Annotated in this window: 18 protein-coding genes; 16 read left to right on the top strand and 2 right to left on the bottom strand. The window is 74.8% G+C overall.

Going from position 1 to position 20621, the window contains the following annotated elements:
- Positions 1 to 67: 67 nt before the first annotated feature.
- From PATMI_RS27525 to PATMI_RS0104995, 9 genes are all read left to right on the top strand, one after another.
- Positions 68 to 862 carry a cobalt-precorrin-6A reductase gene (locus PATMI_RS27525; protein WP_036726990.1) on the top strand — a complete coding sequence of 265 codons (795 nt, stop codon included), beginning with the start codon at positions 68 to 70 and terminating at the stop codon, positions 860 to 862.
- 318 nt (positions 863 to 1180) lie between these two features.
- Positions 1181 to 1960, top strand: coding sequence for a DNA-formamidopyrimidine glycosylase family protein (locus tag PATMI_RS27520; protein WP_051471074.1), 780 nt, complete (start codon positions 1181 to 1183; stop codon positions 1958 to 1960).
- 52 nt (positions 1961 to 2012) lie between these two features.
- Complete coding sequence (locus PATMI_RS0105025) at positions 2013 to 2774, top strand: glycerophosphodiester phosphodiesterase (protein ID WP_026910084.1); 762 nt, start codon at positions 2013 to 2015, stop codon at positions 2772 to 2774.
- 179 nt (positions 2775 to 2953) lie between these two features.
- Complete coding sequence (locus PATMI_RS0105020) at positions 2954 to 3982, top strand: zinc-binding dehydrogenase (protein WP_026910083.1); 1029 nt, start codon at positions 2954 to 2956, stop codon at positions 3980 to 3982.
- Between the two features lie 247 nt (positions 3983 to 4229).
- Positions 4230 to 4781 (top strand): RNA polymerase sigma factor, encoded by a 552-nt coding sequence (locus PATMI_RS0105015; RefSeq protein WP_036725258.1) that lies wholly within the window; start codon positions 4230 to 4232, stop codon positions 4779 to 4781.
- Positions 4768 to 6228, top strand: a complete 1461-nt coding sequence (locus tag PATMI_RS0105010; RefSeq protein WP_026910081.1) for a DUF4349 domain-containing protein — start codon at positions 4768 to 4770, stop codon at positions 6226 to 6228. The genes PATMI_RS0105015 and PATMI_RS0105010 overlap by 14 nt, the downstream gene beginning before the upstream one ends.
- A 397-nt stretch (positions 6229 to 6625) precedes the next feature.
- Positions 6626 to 7339, top strand: a complete 714-nt coding sequence (locus PATMI_RS0105005; RefSeq protein ID WP_026910080.1) for a Crp/Fnr family transcriptional regulator — start codon at positions 6626 to 6628, stop codon at positions 7337 to 7339.
- On the top strand, positions 7339 to 8028 hold the full coding sequence (locus PATMI_RS33905; RefSeq protein ID WP_026910079.1) for an NUDIX hydrolase: 690 nt from the start codon (positions 7339 to 7341) through the stop codon (positions 8026 to 8028). Before PATMI_RS0105005 ends, PATMI_RS33905 begins: the two co-directional genes overlap by 1 nt.
- A 63-nt stretch (positions 8029 to 8091) precedes the next feature.
- Entirely contained in the window at positions 8092 to 8490 is a 399-nt protein-coding gene (locus PATMI_RS0104995) for an ASCH domain-containing protein (RefSeq protein WP_022929804.1), read from the top strand.
- Between the two features lie 22 nt (positions 8491 to 8512).
- Here PATMI_RS0104995 and PATMI_RS0104990 read toward each other — a convergent pair whose 3' ends face one another.
- Complete coding sequence (locus PATMI_RS0104990; protein ID WP_026910078.1) at positions 8513 to 8962, bottom strand: Lrp/AsnC ligand binding domain-containing protein; 450 nt, start codon at positions 8960 to 8962, stop codon at positions 8513 to 8515.
- Between the two features lie 73 nt (positions 8963 to 9035).
- Between PATMI_RS0104990 and PATMI_RS27510 the strand changes: the two genes are divergently transcribed.
- From PATMI_RS27510 to PATMI_RS0104950, 7 genes are all read left to right on the top strand, one after another.
- Positions 9036 to 11186: a DUF6421 family protein gene (locus PATMI_RS27510; RefSeq protein ID WP_051471073.1), complete on the top strand. Its 2151-nt coding sequence runs from the start codon at positions 9036 to 9038 to the stop codon at positions 11184 to 11186.
- Between the two features lie 97 nt (positions 11187 to 11283).
- Positions 11284 to 12321: a threonine aldolase family protein gene (locus PATMI_RS0104980; protein ID WP_026910077.1), complete on the top strand. Its 1038-nt coding sequence runs from the start codon at positions 11284 to 11286 to the stop codon at positions 12319 to 12321.
- Positions 12322 to 12437: 116 nt separating this feature from the next.
- Complete coding sequence (locus PATMI_RS0104970; RefSeq protein ID WP_036726981.1) at positions 12438 to 13421, top strand: 2-hydroxyacid dehydrogenase; 984 nt, start codon at positions 12438 to 12440, stop codon at positions 13419 to 13421.
- 100 nt (positions 13422 to 13521) lie between these two features.
- The gene (locus tag PATMI_RS0104965; protein WP_026910076.1) at positions 13522 to 14220 is read left to right on the top strand and encodes an SDR family NAD(P)-dependent oxidoreductase; all 699 of its coding nucleotides are present in this window, start codon (positions 13522 to 13524) and stop codon (positions 14218 to 14220) included.
- 192 nt (positions 14221 to 14412) lie between these two features.
- Complete coding sequence (locus tag PATMI_RS0104960) at positions 14413 to 14943, top strand: MarR family winged helix-turn-helix transcriptional regulator (RefSeq protein WP_026910075.1); 531 nt, start codon at positions 14413 to 14415, stop codon at positions 14941 to 14943.
- Positions 14940 to 16610, top strand: a complete 1671-nt coding sequence (locus tag PATMI_RS27505; protein WP_169738329.1) for an MDR family MFS transporter — start codon at positions 14940 to 14942, stop codon at positions 16608 to 16610. The genes PATMI_RS0104960 and PATMI_RS27505 overlap by 4 nt, the downstream gene beginning before the upstream one ends.
- Positions 16611 to 16962: 352 nt before the next feature.
- Positions 16963 to 19149: a hypothetical protein gene (locus PATMI_RS0104950; protein WP_157260617.1), complete on the top strand. Its 2187-nt coding sequence runs from the start codon at positions 16963 to 16965 to the stop codon at positions 19147 to 19149.
- A 37-nt stretch (positions 19150 to 19186) separates the two neighbouring features.
- Here the strand turns inward: PATMI_RS0104950 and PATMI_RS27500 are convergent, their stop codons facing one another.
- Positions 19187 to 20221 carry a collagen-like protein gene (locus tag PATMI_RS27500; RefSeq protein WP_051471072.1) on the bottom strand — a complete coding sequence of 345 codons (1035 nt, stop codon included), beginning with the start codon at positions 20219 to 20221 and terminating at the stop codon, positions 19187 to 19189.
- Between the last annotated feature and the right edge of the window lie 400 nt (positions 20222 to 20621).

The raw sequence follows: 20621 nt of genomic DNA, 5'->3' as shown, positions 1-20621 counted from the left end.
GACGGTCCGAGGTGGCGGGCCGCGGTCGAAGCGGTCACTGCGCGGGGACGTCGGGTCGGCGGTCGGCGTGACCGGGGCCGCGACCGTCCTGATCCTCGGCGGGACGACCGAGGCCCGCGACCTGGCGGGCCTCCTCGACGTCCGCGACGACGTCCGCCCGATCACGTCGCTGGCGGGGCGCGTCGCCGGGACGCCGGCGCTCCCGGGTGAGATCCGCGTCGGCGGGTTCGGCGGGGCGGAGCACCTCGCGGCGTGGATGACGACGAACGACGTCCGCGCGGTGGTCGACGCGACGCACCCGTTCGCGGAGCGGATCTCGCAAGGGACGGCCGACGCGTGCGCGGCGACGGGCACTCCGCTGGTCGCGCTCCGCCGCCCGGGGTGGACGCCCGGGCCCGGGGACGACTGGCACGACGCCGACGACCTCGCGGACGCGGCGGCGCGCGTCGAGGGCCTCGGCCGGCGGGTGCTCCTCGCGACGGGACGGCAGGGCGTCGCGGCGTTCGCGGAGGTGACCGACGCGTGGTTCCTGATCCGCTCGATCGAGCCGCCCGAGGGACGCGTCCCCCCGCACCACGAGGTCCTGCTCGCCCGCGGCCCGTACGCCCTCGACGACGAGCGCCGCCTCCTCGCCGACCACGCGATCGACCTCGTCGTCACGAAGGACTCCGGCGGCGACGCGACACGCGCGAAGCTCGACGCCGCCCGCGAGCGAGGGATCCCCGTCCTGATGGTGCGGCGTCCGCCGGTGCCGACCGGCACGACGATCGACGTCGTGGGGACGGCGGCCGACGCGGTCGCGGCGGTGGGCGTGGCGCTGGGAGGTCGATCCGCCGGCTCCGCGGCGGGGTCGACCGGCTGACGCCCGGCGACCGGCCGACCTCCCGGCACGCATCGACGTCCGCGGGCGCGCGGCGAGTGCTGCAGGAAGGTGCCGCTGGGCGGCAGGAATCCGCAGCACCCGGCGCGGTCGGACGGCGCGCTGCAGGAAGGTGCCGCTGGACGGCAGGAATCCGCAGCACCCGGCGCGGTCGGACGGCGCGCTGCAGGAAGGTGCCGCTGGACCGCAGGAACCCGCAGCACCCCGGCGCTCTCGCGAGCATCACCGCTCGGGCACGCCTTCGGACCCGGGAGACGGCCGACGTCCACCCGCGACCCCCGCCCCGTAGCCTCGACCGCGATGCCCGAGGGCGACTCCATCCACCACGCCGCGGTGCGGCTCCGCCCCGTCCTCCTCGGCGGCCCGATCGAGCGGGTGCACAGCCCCAGCGAGCGCACGCGCGACAAGCGGTGGGACAAGCGGCTGAAGGGCCTGACGGTCGAGCGGATCGAGGCCCGCGGCAAGAACCTCCTCATCTTCTTCCAGGGGGACCTGGCGCTCCACAGCCACCTGCGGATGACCGGGTCGTGGGCGGTGCGGACGACCGGCGACCAGTGGCCGCGGGCACCGCGCCGCGCGTGGCTCGTCCTGGGCCGGGGCGACAAGGACGTCATCGAGTTCGACGGGCCGTTCCTCGAGCTCCGCACCCACCACCAGATCGCGACCGACCCGCGGCTGCGCGCCCTGGGCCCGGACATCTGCGTGCCCGCGCAGGTCGACCCCGAGCGCGTCCTCCTCCGGCTCCGCCAGGACGACCCGTCGCGCCCCGTCGGCGACGCGCTCCTGAACCAGCGCACCGTCGCCGGGATCGGGAACGTCTGGAAGAGCGAGGCGTGCTGGGCGCAGCGGGTCGACCCCACGAAGCCGATCTCGGCGACCCCGGACGACGACCTCACCGCGATGATCGCCTGGACCGCGCCCCGCATCCAGCGCTGCGCGAAGCTCGGCACCCACCTGCGCCCGAAGCAGGTCTACGGCCACGACGGCGAGCCCTGCCCCCGCTGCCGCACCCCGATCAGCAAGCGCCAGCTCGGCGACGACAACCGCCCGACGTACTGGTGCACGGGGTGCCAGTCGTGACGCGTCACCCCGGCGTCACCCGGCGCACGCCCGTGTCGGCGACGATGCGCCCATGCCGACCGTCGACGACGCGCTGACGTCGCCCCCGACCCCCTGGCCCGGCACCGCGGCCCGCGCCGAGGGGCGGACCCTGCGCTTCGGGCACATGGGCTGCCACGCGGTCGTGCCGGGCAACACGATCGCGTCGATCGAGCACGCCGCGACGCTCGGGGTCGACGTCGTCGAGTTCGACGCGCTGCCCGACGGCCGAGGCGGACTCCGCCTCGCCCACGACCCCGTCGACCTCGCCGCGCGACCCGACGCCCCGACGATGGCCGAGGCGCTGGACCGCCTCTGCGAGCCCGACCTCGCGCACCTCGGCATCAACCTCGACTCGAAGGTCCCCGGAGACGAGGCCGCCATCGTCGCCGCCCTCCGGGACCGAGACCTCGTGGGCCGCACGCTGGTGTCGTCGACGGAGACCGCGACGCTCCGCGCCCTCCGGGCGGTCGACCCCGGCGTCCGGATCGGCCGCTCGGTGCCGAAGGTCTCCCGCGACTGGTCGCAGATCCGTTGGGCCCGCGTGCCCGTCGCGGGCGCGATCCTCGGGCTCCGCCGCGCGCTCCCGCGGATCCTCGTCCGGGAGCTCCGCACCGGACGGATCGACGCGGTGATGGCGCACTGGTCGCTGATCACGCCGTCCTTCGCCCGGGCCGTCACCGCCGCGGGAGAGCTGTACGTCTGGACCGTCGACGACGCCGACCGCGCCGACGCGATCCGCGCCTGCGGCGTCACGGGCGTCACCTCGAACGACCCGCGGCTGCTGCGCTGGTAGGCGCCGGTCGTCGGCCGGGTGCCGCCGGCGCTCCGGCCCGGGCGCGTCCGGCGTCCGCGTCCGGCGGCCGCGTCCGGCGAGACGCGCCGGCGCACGTCCGGCGTCCCGGCCCGTCCGCGCGCGCCCACGAGGACGCAGGACCTCCTGACCGACGGCCCGCGTTCCGCCAGACTCCGGTCATGCCGAGCACCACCGCCGTCGTCGTCCGCGAGCACGGCGGGCCCGAGAACCTGCTTCTCGAGGAGGTCGCGACGCCCGACCCCGGGACCGGCGAGGTGCTCGTCGCCGTCGAGGCGGTCGGGGTCGCCTACGCGGACGTCCTGATGCGCCAGGGCCTCTACCCGGAGACGCCGAAGCTGCCGTTCACACCGGGGTACGACCTCGTCGGGCGCGTCGTCGCGGCCGGCCCGGGGACGACGGCGCCGGCCGTCGGCTCGCGCGTCGCGGCGCTCACCGTCAGCGGGTCCTCGGCGACCCACGCGGTCGCGAAGGCCGCCTGGGCGGTGCCCATCCCGGACGACGTCGACGCCGCGTCCGCCTCCGCGCTGGTCCTCAACTACGTGACCGCGCACCAGATGCTCCACCGGGTCGCGGCGGTGCCGGAGGGCGGCACGGTCCTCGTGCTCGGCGCGGCGGGCGGAGTCGGGACGGCGCTGCTCGAGCTCTGCGCGCTCGCCGGGATCCGCGCGATCGGCACCGCCTCGGGCGACCGGACCGCGCTCGTCGAGGCTCGCGGCGGGATCCCGGTCGACCGGCGCGCCGAGGACGTCGAGGCCGCCGTCCGCCGGCACGCGCCCGATGGCGTCGATGCCACGTTCGACGCCGTCGGGGGCCCGCAGCTCGCGGCGTCGCGGCGCATGACCCGGAGGGACGGGACCGTCGTCAGCTACGGCGTCGGCTTCGGCGCGGGGAAGGGCTTCGGCCGGATCGGCCTGCTCGGTCGCCACGGCGCCGCGCTCGCGAAGGCGAAGCTGACGCGCGGGGCAGCCGTGCCGATGTACGTGATCGCCGGGCGCACGGGGGCGGCCGACAAGGACCCGGCGGCGCTGCGCGAGGACCTCGCGGCGCTCGTCGCGCTCGTCGCCGACGGCTCGCTCACGCCGGAGGTCACGACGCTCCCGCTTGCCGAGATCGCCGAGGCCCACCGGCGGCTCGAGTCCCAGACGGTTCCGGGGAAGCTGGTGCTGCTGGTCGATCAGGACGGGTGAAGGCGGGGCGCGCCGCCGCGCCGCCGCGCCGACGCCCGTTCACGTCCGAACAGGGACGACGTGACAACCACCCGCGTCCGGTCGAGGCCTTGTCACGTTCTCCCTGCCCCGACGCCGACAACGTGACAGGCCCCTCGGCGTGGAGGACCCTTGTCACGTGCTCCTCGCCGGATCCGCAGTCCGGCCCATCGCGCACACCGTCGACACGAATTCCGTGACGCCTCCGGAGGTCGCCCGTAGTGTCCCCATGAGCGAGACAGCAACAGCCGTGCTGCCGTCGGCCATGACGCGATCCCCGCCCCTCGACGTCGAAGCGCTCTGGCGCTCCTGCGCCGACGACCTCCACGCCTACGCCCGCACCGTCGTGCGGGATCCGTCAGCCGCGGAAGAGGTCGTCGCCGTCACGTTCGAGCGCGCCCTGCGTCGCCGCGGCCGCTTCGACCCCCGGCGCGGCGAGCCACGGGCCTGGATCTTCGGGATCGCCCGCAACGCCTGCGTCGACGAGCTCCGCCGCCGCGGTCGAGGGGCCGAGCTCACGCACGACCCACCGGACACCGCGGTCCCCGACCACGCCGAGGCGCTGGCCGACCGCGACGAGGCCGCCCACCGCGCAGCCGCCGTCGCCCGCGCCATCGACGCCCTCCCCGGCCGCGACCGCGAGCTCGTCGGCCTGAAGTTCCACGCCGGCCTCACGAACGCCGAGATCGGTGAGGTCCTGGGCATCTCCACCACGAACGCGGGCAGCCGCCTGCACCGCGTCCTGAACCATCTGAGGGAGGCCGTCCGTGCTGCGCTCTGAGCCCCGCCTGACCCCCGAGGTCGAGGACGACCTCGACCGCCTCGACGCCGCGCTCCACGCGTTCGTCGCGGACCCGGACGCCGCGCGCCGGTCCGCCGACCCCGACGGCCCGCGGATCACCGACGCCGGAGGGTCCGACGGCGCCGGCGGGCCGAGCGCTCCCGGAACGAGCGACGCCGACGAGCTCGACGCCGAGCTGCTGGCCCTCGTCGCCGACGTCCGCGCCGCCCGCCCGGAGCTCGACGTCGGCGCGAAGATGCGTCTCGAGGAGCGCGTCCAGGCCGCCAAGGAGGCCCCGCAGCGCCGGACCATCGTCGGCCGGATGCCCGCCGACCGTCGCTGGCGCTTGGGCCTCGCGGCCGCGGCGGTCGTCGCGGTCGCGATCCCGGTCGGGGTGGTGGTGAAGGGCGACGACGGGAGCGGTCGGCCGACGGTCGACGCCATGGCGCAGTCCACGAGCGCGGGCGGCTCGTCGGCGGGTGCCGCATCCGAGTCCGCGACGACCGCGGGGTCCGCGGCGTCGGCTGCGCCCTCGACGACCTCCGGCTCGTCCGCGGGGGAGACGGGCCGTCAGAGCGCCGACAGCACCGAGCTGCGCTCGTCGTCCGGCGACGGCATCGACTCCGGCGCCGTCGCGAGTCCGTCCCCGCGCGCGCTGTCCACGACCGATGAGGCACCGTCCGACGGCGTCTCGCGGCTGTCCCGCGAGATCGCCCCGTCCCCGACCACCAAGCAGGCCCCCCTCGACGCCCCCCGCCGCGTGATCAAGGACGTCGAGCAGACCGTCCGCATCAACCCGGGCGACGTCGCGACGTCCGCCGAGCGGGTCATGACGATCGTGCAGGACGCCGGGGGCTACCTCGGGTCGTCCGAGGTCCGCGAGCGCGGGTCCCGCGCCGGAGGGACGTTCCAGGTCGTCGTTCCGACGCGGCGGCTCGACAGCACCGTCGCGGCGCTCTCGAAGATCGGCCGGCCTGTCCGGCTGGAGCGCTCGTCGACCGACGTCACCGACCAGGCGACGTCCCTGGCCGACCAGCTCGCCGATCTGCGCTCGGACCGCGCCGCGGCGCGGCTGGCGCTGGCGAAGACCGTCGATCCGGCCAAGCGCGCCGCCCGGAGACGCGAGCTGACGCTCCTGAGCTCGCGGGTCGCGTCGCTGCAGGGCCAGGTCGACCAGCTCCGGCGCCAGACCGCGACGTCCCGGATCGACCTGCGGCTGACGACGACGAAGGCCGCCGAGGACGAGGCCGTCCCGGCGGTCGACGACGGCAGGTGGGGCATCGGCGACGCCTGGCACGACGCGGGCCGCGTGCTCGAGGTCGGCGGCGGCGTCGTGCTGATCGGCGGCGTGATCGTCCTCCCGCTGATCGCCCTCGGCGGCCTGGGGCTCGCGCTCCGGCGCCGCGGCGAGGCCCGCCGGCGGCAGACGGTGATCGACGAGGCGTGAGAGGGAGGGGCACCGGGCCGGTGCCCGGTGCCCCCGCTCGTCGCCCGCCCCACCCGGGCCGCGTCCCTGGTCCGTCGTCCGTGACCGCCGCGGGCCCGGGCGGGAGGGGCGGGGTCGGTCCTGGTCGGTATCCGACCGTCGGTGACCGCGGTAGGACGTCGAGGGGAGCGTCGAGGTCAGCTCCGGTCGGTATCCGACCATCGGTGACCCCGGAATCCTGACCCACACCGCCCGAGGCTCCGTCGGTCACCGGATCGTCACATCCTCCAGGGCCGGACCCGGTCGTCCGCTCCGCCCCGTCAGGACGCCGTCCAGGAGTGTCCAGAGATCACACAGGGACGCGAGGACGTCCGAGCAATTCGTCGCGTCCGACCGTTGTGTGTGGTAATCACATGGGGTGGGCGCCACCGAGCATCAGGTCAACGACATCGATCCCACGCTCGAGCTCTTGGGCCGCGTACCGGTCTTCGAGACCCTCGCGCCCGAAGATCTCCAGCGTGTCGCGGAGGTCGCCGTCCCCCGGCGATTCTCACCGCAGCAGGTGATCTTCCGGGAGAACGACAAGTCGGACACCTGCTACGTCGTGAAGGAGGGCCACTGCCGCGCGGTGCGCCACCACCCCGACGGCCGCGCGATCACGCTGGCGCACTTCGGCACCGGCGACATCTTCGGCGAGCTCGCGATGTTCGACACCGACCGGCGTTCCGCCACCGTCGAGGCACTGGACCGCGTCCAGGCCCTCGCGATCCTCGCCGGCGACATGCGCCGACTGATGCGCGAGCACCCCGACATCTCCGCCAAGCTCGTGGTCGCGCTCGGCCGCCGGCTGCGCGAGGCCAACGAGCGCCTCTCCCGCCAGTCGTTCCAGACGGTGCAGTCCCGTGTCGCGGGCGTGATGACCCGCCTCGTCGAGCAGGCGCGCGAGGAGGGCAACGAGGACCCCGAGGTCGAGATCCGCATCACGCAGGCGGACATCGCCCAGCTGGCGGGCAGCTCGCGCGAGTCCGCGAGCCGGTTCCTCGCCGTCCTCGAGCGGGCGGGCGTGCTGAAGCAGGGCCGGGGACGCATCCTCGTGCACGATCCGGCGGCGCTGGACCGCTACGTGTACTGATGGCCCGCCGCCGGCGGGGACGACGATCCGGTCGCCCCGCCACGGACGCCGCACCCGGCTCCCCGGGTGACGGTCCGTCCGCGGAGGGCCAGTCGAAGAAGCAGTCCGCAGGCGGCGACGGCCCCCGGGACGGCGGCAGGAACGCGCCCGGTGGTCGACAAGACGGCGCGAAGAAGGACGCCCCGACGTCCGCGGCCACCGGCGCCCGCGGCGGGCGGCGGCGTCGTCGTGGCGGCCGGGGCCGCGGCCCGGGCACCGGTGGCGGGAAGCCGCCGGCCGAGAAGGAGTTCTCCTGCGGCGGCGTCGTCGTGCGCGACGGCGCGTGCCTCGTCATCAACCCCGTCCGCCCCGACGGCCGGACGATCGCGACCCTCCCCAAGGGCCACCCGGAGGAGGGCGAGGACCCGCCGACCGCAGCGCTGCGCGAGATCTGGGAGGAGACGTCGGTCTCCGCGTCGATCACCGCCCGCCTGGGCGAGGTCGTCTACTGGTACCAGCGCGAGGGCAAGCGGATCCGCAAGACCGTCCGCATGTACCTCTGCGCGCACGTCGAGGGCGAGCCGATCGCCGACGGCTTCGAGGTCACCCGCGCCTACTGGATGCCGCTCGAGCAGGCGCTCGACGAGCTCGCGTTCCCCGGCGACCGCGAGATGGTCGCCCAGGCGATGGCGCGGACCCCGGGCGCCTGAAAAGCGGGCCGATCCGTGCAATCCATGGCCAGGGGCACCCCCGGCCGTTAGGGTTCGCCCCGCATGCAGGTCCTGAACTTCTACTCCCGCATCTTCGCCGACCAGCTGAAGCGGGGCCGCAAGACCGCCACGATCCGGCTCGGCGACAAGTCCCACAAGTACCGCAAGAACCAGGCGGTCCTCGTGACGATCGGGTATCAGTTCTCCCCGCGCGAGAAGATCTTCGACGCCGTCATCGACGCGGTCGAGGTCAAGCGGGTCCGCGACCTCTCGCCCCGCGACATCGAGCACGACAACCCGGAGTTCCGCCGGCACGACGAGCTCATCCACTTCCTCGAGCAGATCTACGGCCGCACGGTCACGCAGGACGACATCGTCACCGTCGTCCGCTTCAGCCAGATCATCTCGAGCCCGCCGGGCTTCGCGGACGCGCGCCTCGGTATCGGCGGCGCCCAGAACTGACGCTCCACGTCGACGCCTTGCTCTACTGGCCCGGCTCGCCCGGGCCCACCAGCCGCGAGAGCACGATCTGCGAGCGGGTGCGGACGACCTGGCCGTCGCGCTGCAGGTCGCGGATCAGGCGCTCGAGGTCGAGGTTGTCCTTCGTCCGGACCCGCGCGATCGCGTCGGCCTCGCCCGTGACGCTCCACGCCTCGACGACCTCCGGCCGGATCCGCAGCGACGCCGCGACCTCGTCCAGCTGCACCGCCGGACCGTAGAAGAGTTCGACGAGCGCCTCGGTCTGGAAGCCGAGCGCCCCGTGGTCGATCGACGCGGTGAAGCCCCGGAGGACGCCTGACGCGCGCAGCCGGTCGATGCGCCGCTTGGCCGACGGGGCGCTCAGCGACACGTGCGCGGCGACGTCGTCGTAGGTCCGCCGTCCGTCCTCGAGGAGCAGCGCAAGAATTCGGCGGTCGATGTCATCCATCTGCACGATTCTGACACGAATTCGACGCAGGTCGGCATCGACAGCGGATCATGGGGCCCGTAGCGTTGACGCCATCGCCATGAGCCTCGACATCCCCCCGGTGCCCACCCGTCACCCGCTCGCGCGGGTCCTGTTCGACGAGGCGCACCGCGAGGCGTGGACGATCCGCCCCGACGTGGCGCGCGAGATGCAGCCGTCGCACCCCGAGGACTCCTCCTACGCGCAGGCCGCCGAGCGCCTGCGGCGGTGGGACCTGGACGTCCGGGCGCACACCGCGGGGGTCCTCACGCCCGCGGTGCTCGCCGACGTCGACGTGCTCGTCATCGCGCATCCGTCGGAGCCCCGCTGGGAGCGGACCGTGCCCGGCGACGGTCCGCTCCTGCGCGCGGAGGAGCTCGACGCGATCCACGCGTTCGTCGCGGCCGGCGGCGGCCTGCTCGTCCTGGCGGAGGAGGAGCACGAGAAGTACGGCAACAACGTCACCGAGCTCCTCGCCCCGTACGGGATCGCCGTCCACAACGAGGTCGTCTCGGACTACGCGCACCACGACCGTGCCCCGCACTGGGTGCTCGCCGCGCCGGTCCGCGGGGCCGCGGGGCGCATCGGCGGTGTCGACCTCCTGGCCGGGGTCTCGAGCGCGTGCTTCTACCGGGCGGCCACCCTCGACCTCGCGGGCGGCGCGCGGGCGCTGCTGCGGACGTCGGCGACCGCCTCGACCCCCGACGCCCCGCTCGCGGCGGTGGCGTCCGCCGGGGCCGGCCGCGTCGCGGTCCTGGGCGACTCCGACCTCTTCGGCGACGACTGCCTCGGCGACGGCGACCACGAGACCCTGCTCCGCAACCTGACGTCGTGGCTCGCCGCGCCGTCGATGGCCGACGAGGGCGCGGACGAGCCGTCCTCCGCCTTCACCGACCCGGCCTGGTCGGCGCTCGTCGGTGCCGTCGAGGCCCTGCGCGCGCTGCAGCGGCCCGACGGCGCGATCGACGTCGCGGCGGGTGGCGACCGCCACACCGCCGAGGCCGCCGACCAGGTCCGCGAGGTCGTCGCCGCGGTGCAGGCCCTGGCGCCCCACCTGCCGCACCAGTCCGCGTACCTCGCCGCCGTCGTGGACGACCTCCGGCACTGGGCCGACGACGGGTTCGGCGTGCCGGACTTCGGGCCGTCGCTCGAGGCGTTCCGCCCCGACCTCGAGCGTCGCGACGGCGTCGAGCACCTCGTGCTGTTCCCGATGTACAAGCAGAACGGCTCGCGCGACACCGCGTTCGAGGCCCTGCTCGTCCGGGTGCCGTGGCCGGCGTGGCTCGCGCACCTGGAGCGCGAGCGGTACGACAACGCGAAGTTCGTCCCGGTGACCTTCGTCGACCACACCTCGGGCTACGACTCGGAGTGCGCAGTGCTGTTCCCCGAGACGGTCTCGGTGGCCGAGCGCGCGGCCAACCACTTCGGCGGGATCTTCTGCGACCGCGAGGCCGAGCGCTTCCGTCGCACCGTCACCGCCGCGGCCGGGATCCTGCGGCTCGACCTGCCGCCGGACGTCGCGGCGCTGTGCGCCTCGCAGCGCGCGGCGCAGGACGCCTACCTGCTGTGGGACCTCGTCCACGACCGCGCGCACAGCCACGGCGACCTGCCGTTCGACCCGTTCATGATCCGCCAGCGCATGCCGTACTGGATGTACGCGCTGGAGGAGCTCCGCTGCGACCTCACCGCGTTCGGCGAGTCCGTGCTGCTCGAGCGGCAGGGCGTCGCCGTCGCCCGCGACGCGCAGCGCGCGATCCTGCTCGACCGTCTCTTCCGCTTCCCGGTGACGGGCACGCGGGTGCGGAACTACGACGGGCTCGGCGGACAGCTCCTGTTCGCCTACCTGCACCGGACGGGCCGGCTGCACTGGACGGACAACCGCCTGTCGATCGACTGGGACCACGTCGCCGACGGCGTCCTGGAGCTCCGCACCCTGGTCGAGGACCTCTACCGCGAGGGCATCGACCGCACGAAGCTCGGGCACTGGCGCGCCGCCCACGCGCTGGTCGCCACGTACGTCCCGCCGGCCGCGGGCTCCGTCTGGGCGTCGCAGCCGCTGGCCGAGGTCGAGGACCCGCGGGTCCACGTCGACGAGGTCCTCGACGACGAGTTCCCGCTCTCGATCTTCTACACGTCGCTGCGCCTGAAGATGGCGCCGGCGCTGGAGCGGCCGGAGCGGGTCTCGGCGGCCTCGGCCGCGGTCGCCGCGTGAGGGGCACCGGTCCGCACGACGGGGCCGGGCCGGGAGGCACCGGCGGGCGGCGTCCCCGGGCGACGGGGTCGCACGCCCCGGATGCGAGGATCGGGCGATGAAGGGCTTCGCCTCCGACAACTACGCGGGCGTCCACCCCGAGGTCCTCGCGGCGATCGCCGACGCGAACGTCGACCACGCCGTCGCGTACGGCGAGGACCCCTGGACGGCGCGGGCGGAGGAGCTCCTGCGCCGGCACCTCGGGCCGACGGCCCGGTCCTGGCTCGTCTTCAACGGCACCGGGGCGAACGTCCTGGCGTTCCGGGCGCTCTGCCGGCCGTGGCAGGGCGTGATCTGCGCCGAGACCGCCCACGTCAACGTCGACGAGGGCGGCGCGCCCGAGTCGATGGGCGGCACGAAGCTCCTGACCCTCCCGACCCCCGACGGCAAGCTCACGCCCGGACTCGTGGACCGGCACCTGACGCGCGTCGGCGACGAGCACGCGGTCCAGCCCCGCGTCGTATCGGTCACGCAGAGCACCGAGCTCGGCACCCGCTACGAGCCCGGCGAGCTCCGCGAGCTCGCCGACCACGCCCACGCGCACGACCTGCTGCTCCACGTCGACGGGTCCCGGATCGCCAACGCCGCCGCGGGACTGGGCGTCCCGCTCGCCGCGACGTCGACCGACCTGGGGGTCGACGCGCTGTCGTTCGGCGGCACGAAGAACGGGCTGCTCGGCGCCGAGGCGCTCGTCCTCTTGACCGACGGCGTCGGCGAGGGCACGACCTACCTGCGCAAGCAGACCCTCCAGCTCGCGTCGAAGGGGCGGTTCCTCGCCGCGCAGGTCGTCGCGCTGCTCGAGGGCGAGCTGTGGCGCACGAGCGCCGCGCACGCCAACGCGATGGCCACCCGCCTGGCCGCGGCGGTGCAGGACGTCCCGGGCGTGACGCTCACCCAGCGCGTGCAGGCCAACGCGGTCTTCGCGCTCCTGCCCGACGGCGTGGCCGACCGGCTGCTCGAGGAGTTCCGCTTCTACACCTGGGACGAGTCGACGGGCGAGGTCCGCTGGATGTGCTCCTGGGACACGACGCCGGACGAGGTCGACGCGTTCGCGGACGCCGTCGCGGCGACGTGCGGGTCCGCCGTCGGGGCCTGACGCGCTCCGTGCGGCGGCGACGAGCGGGCCGTCGCGGACCGGTCGACCCTCCGCCCGACCGCGGCGCACCGACGGTTGGACCGGGATCGAACCCCGACGCCGCTAGCGTCCCGCGCATGACGTCCGACGCCCCGACCGTCCGCATCGCGCTCTCCCGCCGGGGATACCCGGGGCTCGAGGACGCGCCGCTGCCGGACGGCGCCGAGCTCGTGCTCCCCGACGAGGGCGCGTCCCCCGACGCCGCCGGCCTCCGCGACCTGGCCGCCGGCTGCGACGCGCTGGTCGTCTCGACGCCCGACCAGGTCGGCGCGGAGTTCTTCGACGCGAACCCGCAGATCAAGGTCGTCGCGCTGGTGGCGGTCGGCTTCGACAACGTCGACCTCGACGCCGCCCGCGAGCGCGGGGTCGTCGTGACCCACACCCCCGGGGTGCTGGCGGACGCCACCGCCGACGTCGCGTTCGCGCTGATCCTCATGGCGCGCCGGCTGCTCGTCCCGGCGCTCGACACCACCCGCGCCGGGGAATGGGGCGCGTTCGATCCGCGGTCGTTCCTCGGCCTCCAGGTCGCGGGCGCGACGCTCGGGATCGTCGGCTACGGCGACATCGGCTCCGCGGTCGGCCGGCGCGCCGCGGGCTTCGGGATGACCGTCGTCCAGCACAGCCGCAGCCCGAAGCCCGCCGACGGGATCGCCGAGGCGGTCAGTCTCGACGAGCTGCTCGAGCGCTCCGACGTCGTGTCGCTGAACGTGCCGAAGACCCCGGAGACCGCCGACCTGATCGGCGCCCGCGAGCTCGATCTCATCGGTCCCGAGGGCACCCTGGTCTCCACGGCGCGCGGCGGGGTCGTCGACGAGGACGCCCTCCTCGCCGCCCTGCGCGAGGGCCGGCTGCACTCCGCCGGGCTCGACGTCTTCGCCACAGAACCCCTCCGCGACCCGGCGGACCCGCTCCTCCACGAGCCGCGCCTCGTCTGCCTCCCGCACCTCGGGTCCGCGTCGCTCGAGACCCGGACCGCGATGACCCACATGGCGCTCCGCAACATCGCGGCGGTCCTGGCCGGCAGGACGGCACCGAACGTGGTCCCGCCGTTGCGCGGCTGAGGCCGACGGCCCGCGCCCTTCGTGCCGGCGGGTTGGATCCGCCGTCGGCGCGATGGCCCTGTCCATGGGGCCCGGGACCCGTCCGCGCGAGCATGAGGACATGTCGACCATCCTCATCACCGGCGCGAACAAGGGCCTCGGCCGCGAGGCCGCCCGGCGGCTCCTCGCCGACGGCCACGACGTCTGGGTCGGGGCGCGCGACCCCGAGCGCGGTCGCGAGGCCGCGGAGGCCCTCGGGGCCCGCCACATCGTCCTCGACGTCACCGACGACGCGAGCGTCGGCCGCGCGGTGGAGGAGGTGTCCGCGGCGACCGGCGGCACCCTCGACGTCCTGATCAACAACGCCGGTGTCGCCGGCGGTCAGGACCCCGTCGGCGAGGTCACCGCGGAGGACGTCGAGGCCGTCTACGCGGTGAACGTCTTCGGGCCCGTGCGCGTCTTCCAGAAGTTCCTGCCCCTGCTGCAGGCGGGCACCGGGGGCGTGGTGGTCAACGTCTCCAGCGGCCTCGGCTCGCACGAGGCCACCTCGGACCCGGACCGCATCGAGAGCAGCTTCCAGGCACCCGCCTACACGTCGTCGAAGGCGGCGCTGAACATGCTGACCACCCAGTGGGCGGCGGCGCTCCCCGACCTGCGCGTCAACTGCGTGGACCCCGGCTACACCGCGACGGACCTGAACGGGAACAGCGGCCCGCAGACGGTCGAGGAGGGCACCGACGCGATCGTGGCGATGGCGACCGTCGCCGCCGACGGGCCGACGGGCACCTACACCGACTGCCACGGCAGCGTCGGCTGGTAGGGCGGTCCGCCCCGGGCCCGTCGACCGCCCGACCCGGGCCGGGCGGTGGTCCGCGGCGTGGGCCGGGCGGGCGGGTCCCCGGCGCCGGGCCAGCGGCCCGGACGGACGCCCGGACACGCCCGGGAACTACGTGCTTGCGTAAAGCAAGCAGTTGTGGGTATACTTGCTTGCAGGAAGCAGGTATCGCAACCCATGGCCCACACCGCCCACGACATCGACGAGCTCGCCCACGCGCTCTACAACCTCTCCGCCCTTCGGCGCGAGCTCCAGCGGTTCGCCGGTGGCGAGCACGCCGTCGCGGGCCTGATGGTCCTCAGCGCGGTCGAGCGGATCGGCCCGGCGCGCATCAGCGACGTCGCGGCCGACGTGCAGGTCAACCTCTCGGTCGCCAGCCGCCAGATCCAGGCCCTGCAGGACGAGGGCTTCGTCGACCGGGTCGCCGACCCGCACGACGGCCGCTCGAGCCTCGTCGCCATCACCGACGACGGGACCGCGAAGCTCGCGGGGGCGCACCAGCGCCTCCTCGACGCGCTCGGCATCGCCGTCGCCGACTGGGACCACGACGAGGTCACCGGCCTGGCGGACGGGATCGTCCGCCTGCGTGAGGCGTTCTCCGGGTGCGACGCCCGCCCCACCTACGTCCCGGCCGACCGCCCCGCGGCCGACCCCACCCTCACGTCCGCGCACCCCGCGGACGCGCATCACGAGGAGCAGTCCCGATGAGCAGTCCTGAACCCACCCCCGCGGGCGCCGGCGCGCCGGCCGCCGCGGCGGGGCAGATGTCCCACGCCCAGATCCTCCGGGCCCTCTCCGGCCTCCTGCTCGCGATGTTCGTCGCGATCCTGTCGAGCACGGTCGTCTCGGCCGCGCTGCCGGAGATCATCTCCGACCTGAAGGGCGGCCAGTCCGCCTACACCTGGGTCGTCACCGCGACCCTGCTGACGATGACGATCTCGACCCCCATCTGGGGCAAGATGTCGGACCTCTTCAACCGCAAGCAGCTGATCCAGCTCGGGTTGATCATCTACCTGACCGGCTCGATCCTGGCCGGCTTCGCCACGTCGACCACCTGGCTGATCGCCTGCCGCGCGCTGCAGGGCGTCGGCGTCGGTGCCCTCACCGCGCTGGTCCAGGTCATCCTCTCCGACCTCGTCTCGCCCCGTGAGCGCGGCCGCTACATGGGCTACCTCGGCGCGGTCTTCGGGCTCGGCACCGTCGCCGGTCCCGTCATCGGCGGCGTCCTCACGGACGGCATCGGCTGGCGCGCCTGCTTCTTCGTCGGCGTCCCGTTCGCCCTCTTCGCCCTGGTCCTGCTGCAGCGCGAGCTGAAGCTCCCGCTCAAGCGCCGCGACGACGTCCACATCGACGTGCTCGGCGGCACCTTCATGGCCGCCGGCGTCGCCTCGCTGCTGATCTGGGTGTCCCTGGCCGGCAAGAACTTCGACTGGATGAGCTGGCAGACCGGCGCCATGGTGATCGGCGGCATCGTCCTCCTGATCGCCGCCGTGCTCGTCGAGCGCCGCGCCCCCGAGCCGCTCGTCCCGCTCGACCTGTTCGAGAACCGCACCGTCGTGATGGCCGTCATCGCCTCGGTCGCCGTCGGCGTCGCGATGTTCGGCACGACCCTGTTCCTGACCCAGTACATGCAGCTCGCCCGCGGCTACAGCCCGACGGCCTCCGGCCTGCTCACGATCCCGATGGTCGTCGGCCTCTTCGGCTCGTCCACCCTGTCGGGTCGCCGGATCTCGCAGACCGGGCGCTACAAGCGCTTCATGCTCGCCGGCACCCTGGCGCTGGCCGCCGGACTCGGCCTGATGGGCACGATCGACGAGAAGACGAGCCTCGTCGAGGTCGGCGCGTTCATGTTCGTCGCGGGCGTCGGCATCGGCCTCGTCATGCAGAACCTGATCCTCGCCGTCCAGAACGTGATCCCCGCGGACAAGATCGGCGCCGGGTCGGCCCTGATCGCCTTCTTCCGCTCGCTCGGCGGCGCCATCGGCGTGTCGGTCCTCGGCGCGATCCTCGGCTCGAAGGTCGCCTCGTCCACCGCCGACGGCCTGGCCGCCCGCGGCGTCGAGGGTGGCGGCGCCCCCAGCGGCAGCACGATCCCGGACGTCGGCGCGCTGCCGGTCCCCGTCCGTGAGGTCGTCGAGCACGCCTACGGCACCGGTGTGGCGGAGATCTTCCTGATCGCCGCCCCGCTCGGCCTGGTCGCCTTCGCGGCGGTCTGGTTCCTCCGCGAGAAGGCGCTCGGCACGAAGAGCGGCATCGAGCTCGCCGCCGAGGCCGCCGCCGCGCAGGCCGCCGACGCGGGCGACGACGGCGAGGGCGGCGAGGGCGACGACCCCCGCAGCGCCGCCCCGCAGGTCCGCGAGCCGGTCCTCCACTAGGACCCCGCCGGCCCACGGAGCGGTCCCGCCCGCCGGGACCGCCCCGGCCCGGGCCGCCCCCGCGGCCCGGCCCCACCAAGCCCCCAGCGCCCTGTCGCCCCGGTCGTCCCCACGGCCGGGGCGCTGCGCGTCCGGGCCGGTCCCACGGCCCGGCGGCACGACCGGCCAGGGCCGCCGGGCGGGTGCCCGGGACCAGCCGCGAGGAGCGTTCGCGCACCTATTTCGAGGGGGCGCCGCATCGTTCCGCGATCCGCCGGGTTCTCATGGCATCGACCGCGCGTGGCGGTCCCGAACCCCAGGAGCACCGATGCGTTTCCATCGAGAAGCGGCCGTACTGGCCGCCACCTTCGGCGTGGCTGCGATGCCCGCCGCGGCCTCCGCGGCGACCCCCGCGGCGACGACGTTCACGGGCTGGGACGCACCAGCGTCGCTGGGCGTCGGCACCCCCTCGCACGTCTCCGCGAGCGGCACGACGACCGCCATCCTCGGCTCCGACGTGAAGGACCAGCGCGTCCCGATCGCCGTCACCTCCGCCGCCGGATCGCGCGTCGGCCGGGTCGAGATCAACGGCGGCGACGCGGCCGGCCTGGCGATCGCCGCCGCCGGTCCCGACCGCCTGCTGCTCGCCGACTCCTGCCGCGTCCGGCACTCCGAGGACCGCGGCCTGACCTGGGCCGGCGACCCCCTCGCGGGGTGCTCCGGGTCGAACCTCTCCGTCACCGTCGCGAGCCCCGACGTCGCGTTCGCGTCGAGCGACAAGAAGACGTGGCGCACGGTCGACGGCGGGAAGACGTGGACCGTCGCCAACGCCGGTGAGCGCGGACCGCAGCTGGCGCTCGACCAGAACGTCGGCTTCCGCACGGTCGTCGCCGGCGCCGCGGGCCTCGGCCTGCAGCGGACCGTCGACGGCGGCGCCTCGTGGCAGGGCGTCAAGGTGCCCGGCCCGCCGACCGACGCGGACGCCGCGCCGCTCGTCGACGCGCTCCCCTCGATCGCCGGGCTGGCGAAGCGCGCGGACGGCGCGATCGTCGTCGGCGCGGGCGACGTGGTCCTCGTCTCGACCGACCAGGGCGCCACGTTCACCCGTCGCGTCGTGCCGATCCCGGACGACCTGCCGGGCGCCACGGGCGTCACGGTGAAGAACGTCGTCTGTGGCACCGCCGGCGGGTGCGTCGTCGGCGTCACCGCCGCCGGCGACCCCGCGCGACAGAGCGCACTGCGCTTCGACGGCGACGCCTTCGGCGCCCGCGTCGCGGCCCTGCCCGCGGCCGAGGTCACCGGTCCCGCGGCCGACGCGATCGTCGGCATCACGAAGCCCGCGAGCGGCGGCACGCAGGTCCTGCGCACAGACGACGCCGGCGCCACCGCCTACCGGCCGCTGGCCTCCGGCGACGACCGCACCGGCTCGCTCGGCGTCCACGGGCTCCTCGCGATCGCGAGCGTCGGCCGGCTGCACGTGTCCTCCGACCACGGCGCGACCTGGGGCGACGTCGCGCTGCCCGCGACCCCGAACCTGACCCGCGTCGCGTCGGCCGGCGGCAAGCTCGTCGCGCTCGCCGACGACGGCACGCTGCAGCGCCTCGAGAACGGCGTCTGGGCGAAGCTCGCCGACGTCTCGGCGATCAAGCCGGCCGCCCTCGCGGTCTCCGGCGAGACCCCGATCGTGGTCGGCGCGCGCGGCGTCGTCCGCCTGACCGACCCGGCGAAGCCCGCACCGGTCGAGTCGAACGTCCTGCAGGGCCGCGGGTTCACGAGCGTCGCCGCCCAGGGGAACACGGTCGTCGCCTGGGGCAGGCGCGGCAAGGGCCTGCTCGTCGTCCGCTCCACCGACGGCGGCAAGGCGTGGAAGCAGTCGAAGCTCCCCGCCTCGAGCGACGACGTCCAGCTCGTCTCCGCGAAGACCGCGTTCGCGCTCGACGGCCGCACGCTCTACCGCTCGACCGACGGCGCGAAGACGTTCAAGCGCCGCGCGATCGCCCCGAACCTCGGCGCCGCCGGCCCCGACACCCGCGGCGGTGGTGACCCGAGCCTCGAGTTCTCGTCCGACCAGAGCGGCGTCCTGATCACGCCCGCCGGTGCGTTCGTGACCCGCGACGGTGCGAAGACCCTCCGTGTGCTCCCGACCCCGGGGGCCACCACCCCGCCGGTCGCCTCGGTGTTCGGGTCCGGCGTCGTGCTCCAGGACAGCGTGCTCGGCGCGGTCTTCCGCAACGGCTCGCTGCTGAAGTCGAAGGCCCCGGCGCTGACGCTGCGCACGGCCGGCAAGCCGAAGAAGGGCAGGAAGGGGACGCGGAGCCTCACCGTCGTCGGCGTCCTGAAGGGCGCGGCCGACGACGAGCCCGTGACGCTCGTCGCCTACCGCGGCGCGGGCAAGGACACGTCCGTCCTGCGCTCGGTGACCCCGAACGCCGACGGCAGCTTCCGCGTCTCCGTGAAGCTCTCGAAGACCCAGAAGGGCGTGCAGGCCTGGTACCGCGGGGCGGTCCTCGCGGACCGCACCGACCTCTCGACCATCAGCAAGGTGCTGACGGTCAAGTAGGGCACCGGGACGGGCGTCGTGTCAGGCCCGTCCGCGATCAGTTCGTCCCGACCGCGACCGAGGTCGAGATCGGCAGGGAGTTGACGAGCGTGAGGCCCACGGCCTCGGCGGTGACCACGACGATCGCGGGGTCGCCGGCCTGGAGCGGGACGTCCAGGCCGGTGCACGTGCCGGAGCCGGTCGTACCGACGGCTGCGATGCCGGTCAGCGAGGGGGTCGCCGTGCACGACGTCCCGGGGACGGGCTGGAGCGTGCCGCCGTAGTCCGACGCGCTGTAGACCTGCGCTCGCAGGTTGATCGTGGAGCCGATGAGGGCCAGCGACGTGTTCAGCCGGTAGCCGAACCGCACCGACGTGATCGACGTGCCGCGCGGCAGGATGGTCGCGACCTTCACGGCCTCGGCGGCGTCGGCGCCTCCGCTGACGGAGCCCGTCGGCGCGGTCGGCGCGCCGCCGTTCAGCGGCAGGAACACGCCCTGACCGGAGAGCCCGCCCGCGATCGTCGTCGCCGTCCCGGTGCCGAACGTCGTGAAGCCGGTCCCGTCGCCGGGGTCGCCCTTGTCCCCCTTCGCGCCGGGTGCGCCGTCGTCGCCCTTGTCGCCCTTCGCGCCGGGTGCGCCGTCGTCCCCCTTGTCGCCCGTGCCACCGTCCTCCCCGGGCGCGCCGTTCTCGCCGTCCTTCCCCGCCTTGCCCGTCGCACCGGCCGGACCCGTCGACCCGGTGTCGCCCTTCGGGCCGGGCAGGCCGCGCGCGCCGGTGGCGCCCACCGGAAGATCACCGATCGCGAAGTCCCTCGCCCGGAGCGAACCGTCGGCGACCTTGGCGCTCGTGATCGCGTCGTCCTTGAGCTTGTTGCCCGTGACCGCGCCGGAGGCGATCTTCGAGTTGCCGACCGCGCCCGGCGCGATGTTCCGCGACTCGACGGCGTGGCGGCCGAGCTCGGTCGCAGCGGCGTAGCTCGTGCCGCCCAGGGCGATGAACAGGGCGGACGTCGCGACGGCGCCGGAATAGGTGGGGCGGAACCGTCGGCGGGGGGCCTCGGGCGGCGTGGGCTCGCTGTGGACTGTAGGCATGCGGCGCACCGTCGTCGCCCGCCCCGAGCGAGCGCAACGATCCTGGCCGGACGGCGCGGCGCACCATCGGCTCATCGCCGGATCGGCTCCCGCGGGGTTCAGCGACCGCCCGGGCGGCCGATCGTGGGTGCAGGGCGGGAGGCGAGCACGGGCCGGGCACCGGTCTCCGCGGCGGCGTTCCCCGGCCCGGGGCCGTCCGCGCAGCCGGCCCGTGCCGTCGCAGGAGGCGGTGGTCGACCCACGCCCACGCCGCCACGTCCGCTCCCCGGACGACCGCCTGCGCCGGGAAACCGCTGGAACGGGAGGGAATCTCGGGTCCGCCGGGTCGGCTGCGGCCGGGCGTTGCGTCCTCGACTCCGGCGGACGGCACACCGCGAAGGTCCTGCACGAGCCTTGGCAC

It is taken from the genome of Patulibacter minatonensis DSM 18081, from assembly GCF_000519325.1.
In the GTDB taxonomy this organism is placed as follows: domain Bacteria; phylum Actinomycetota; class Thermoleophilia; order Solirubrobacterales; family Solirubrobacteraceae; genus Patulibacter; species Patulibacter minatonensis.
Note: the sequence above shows the minus strand (reverse complement) of the source record. Positions and strands in the feature narration are given on the sequence as shown.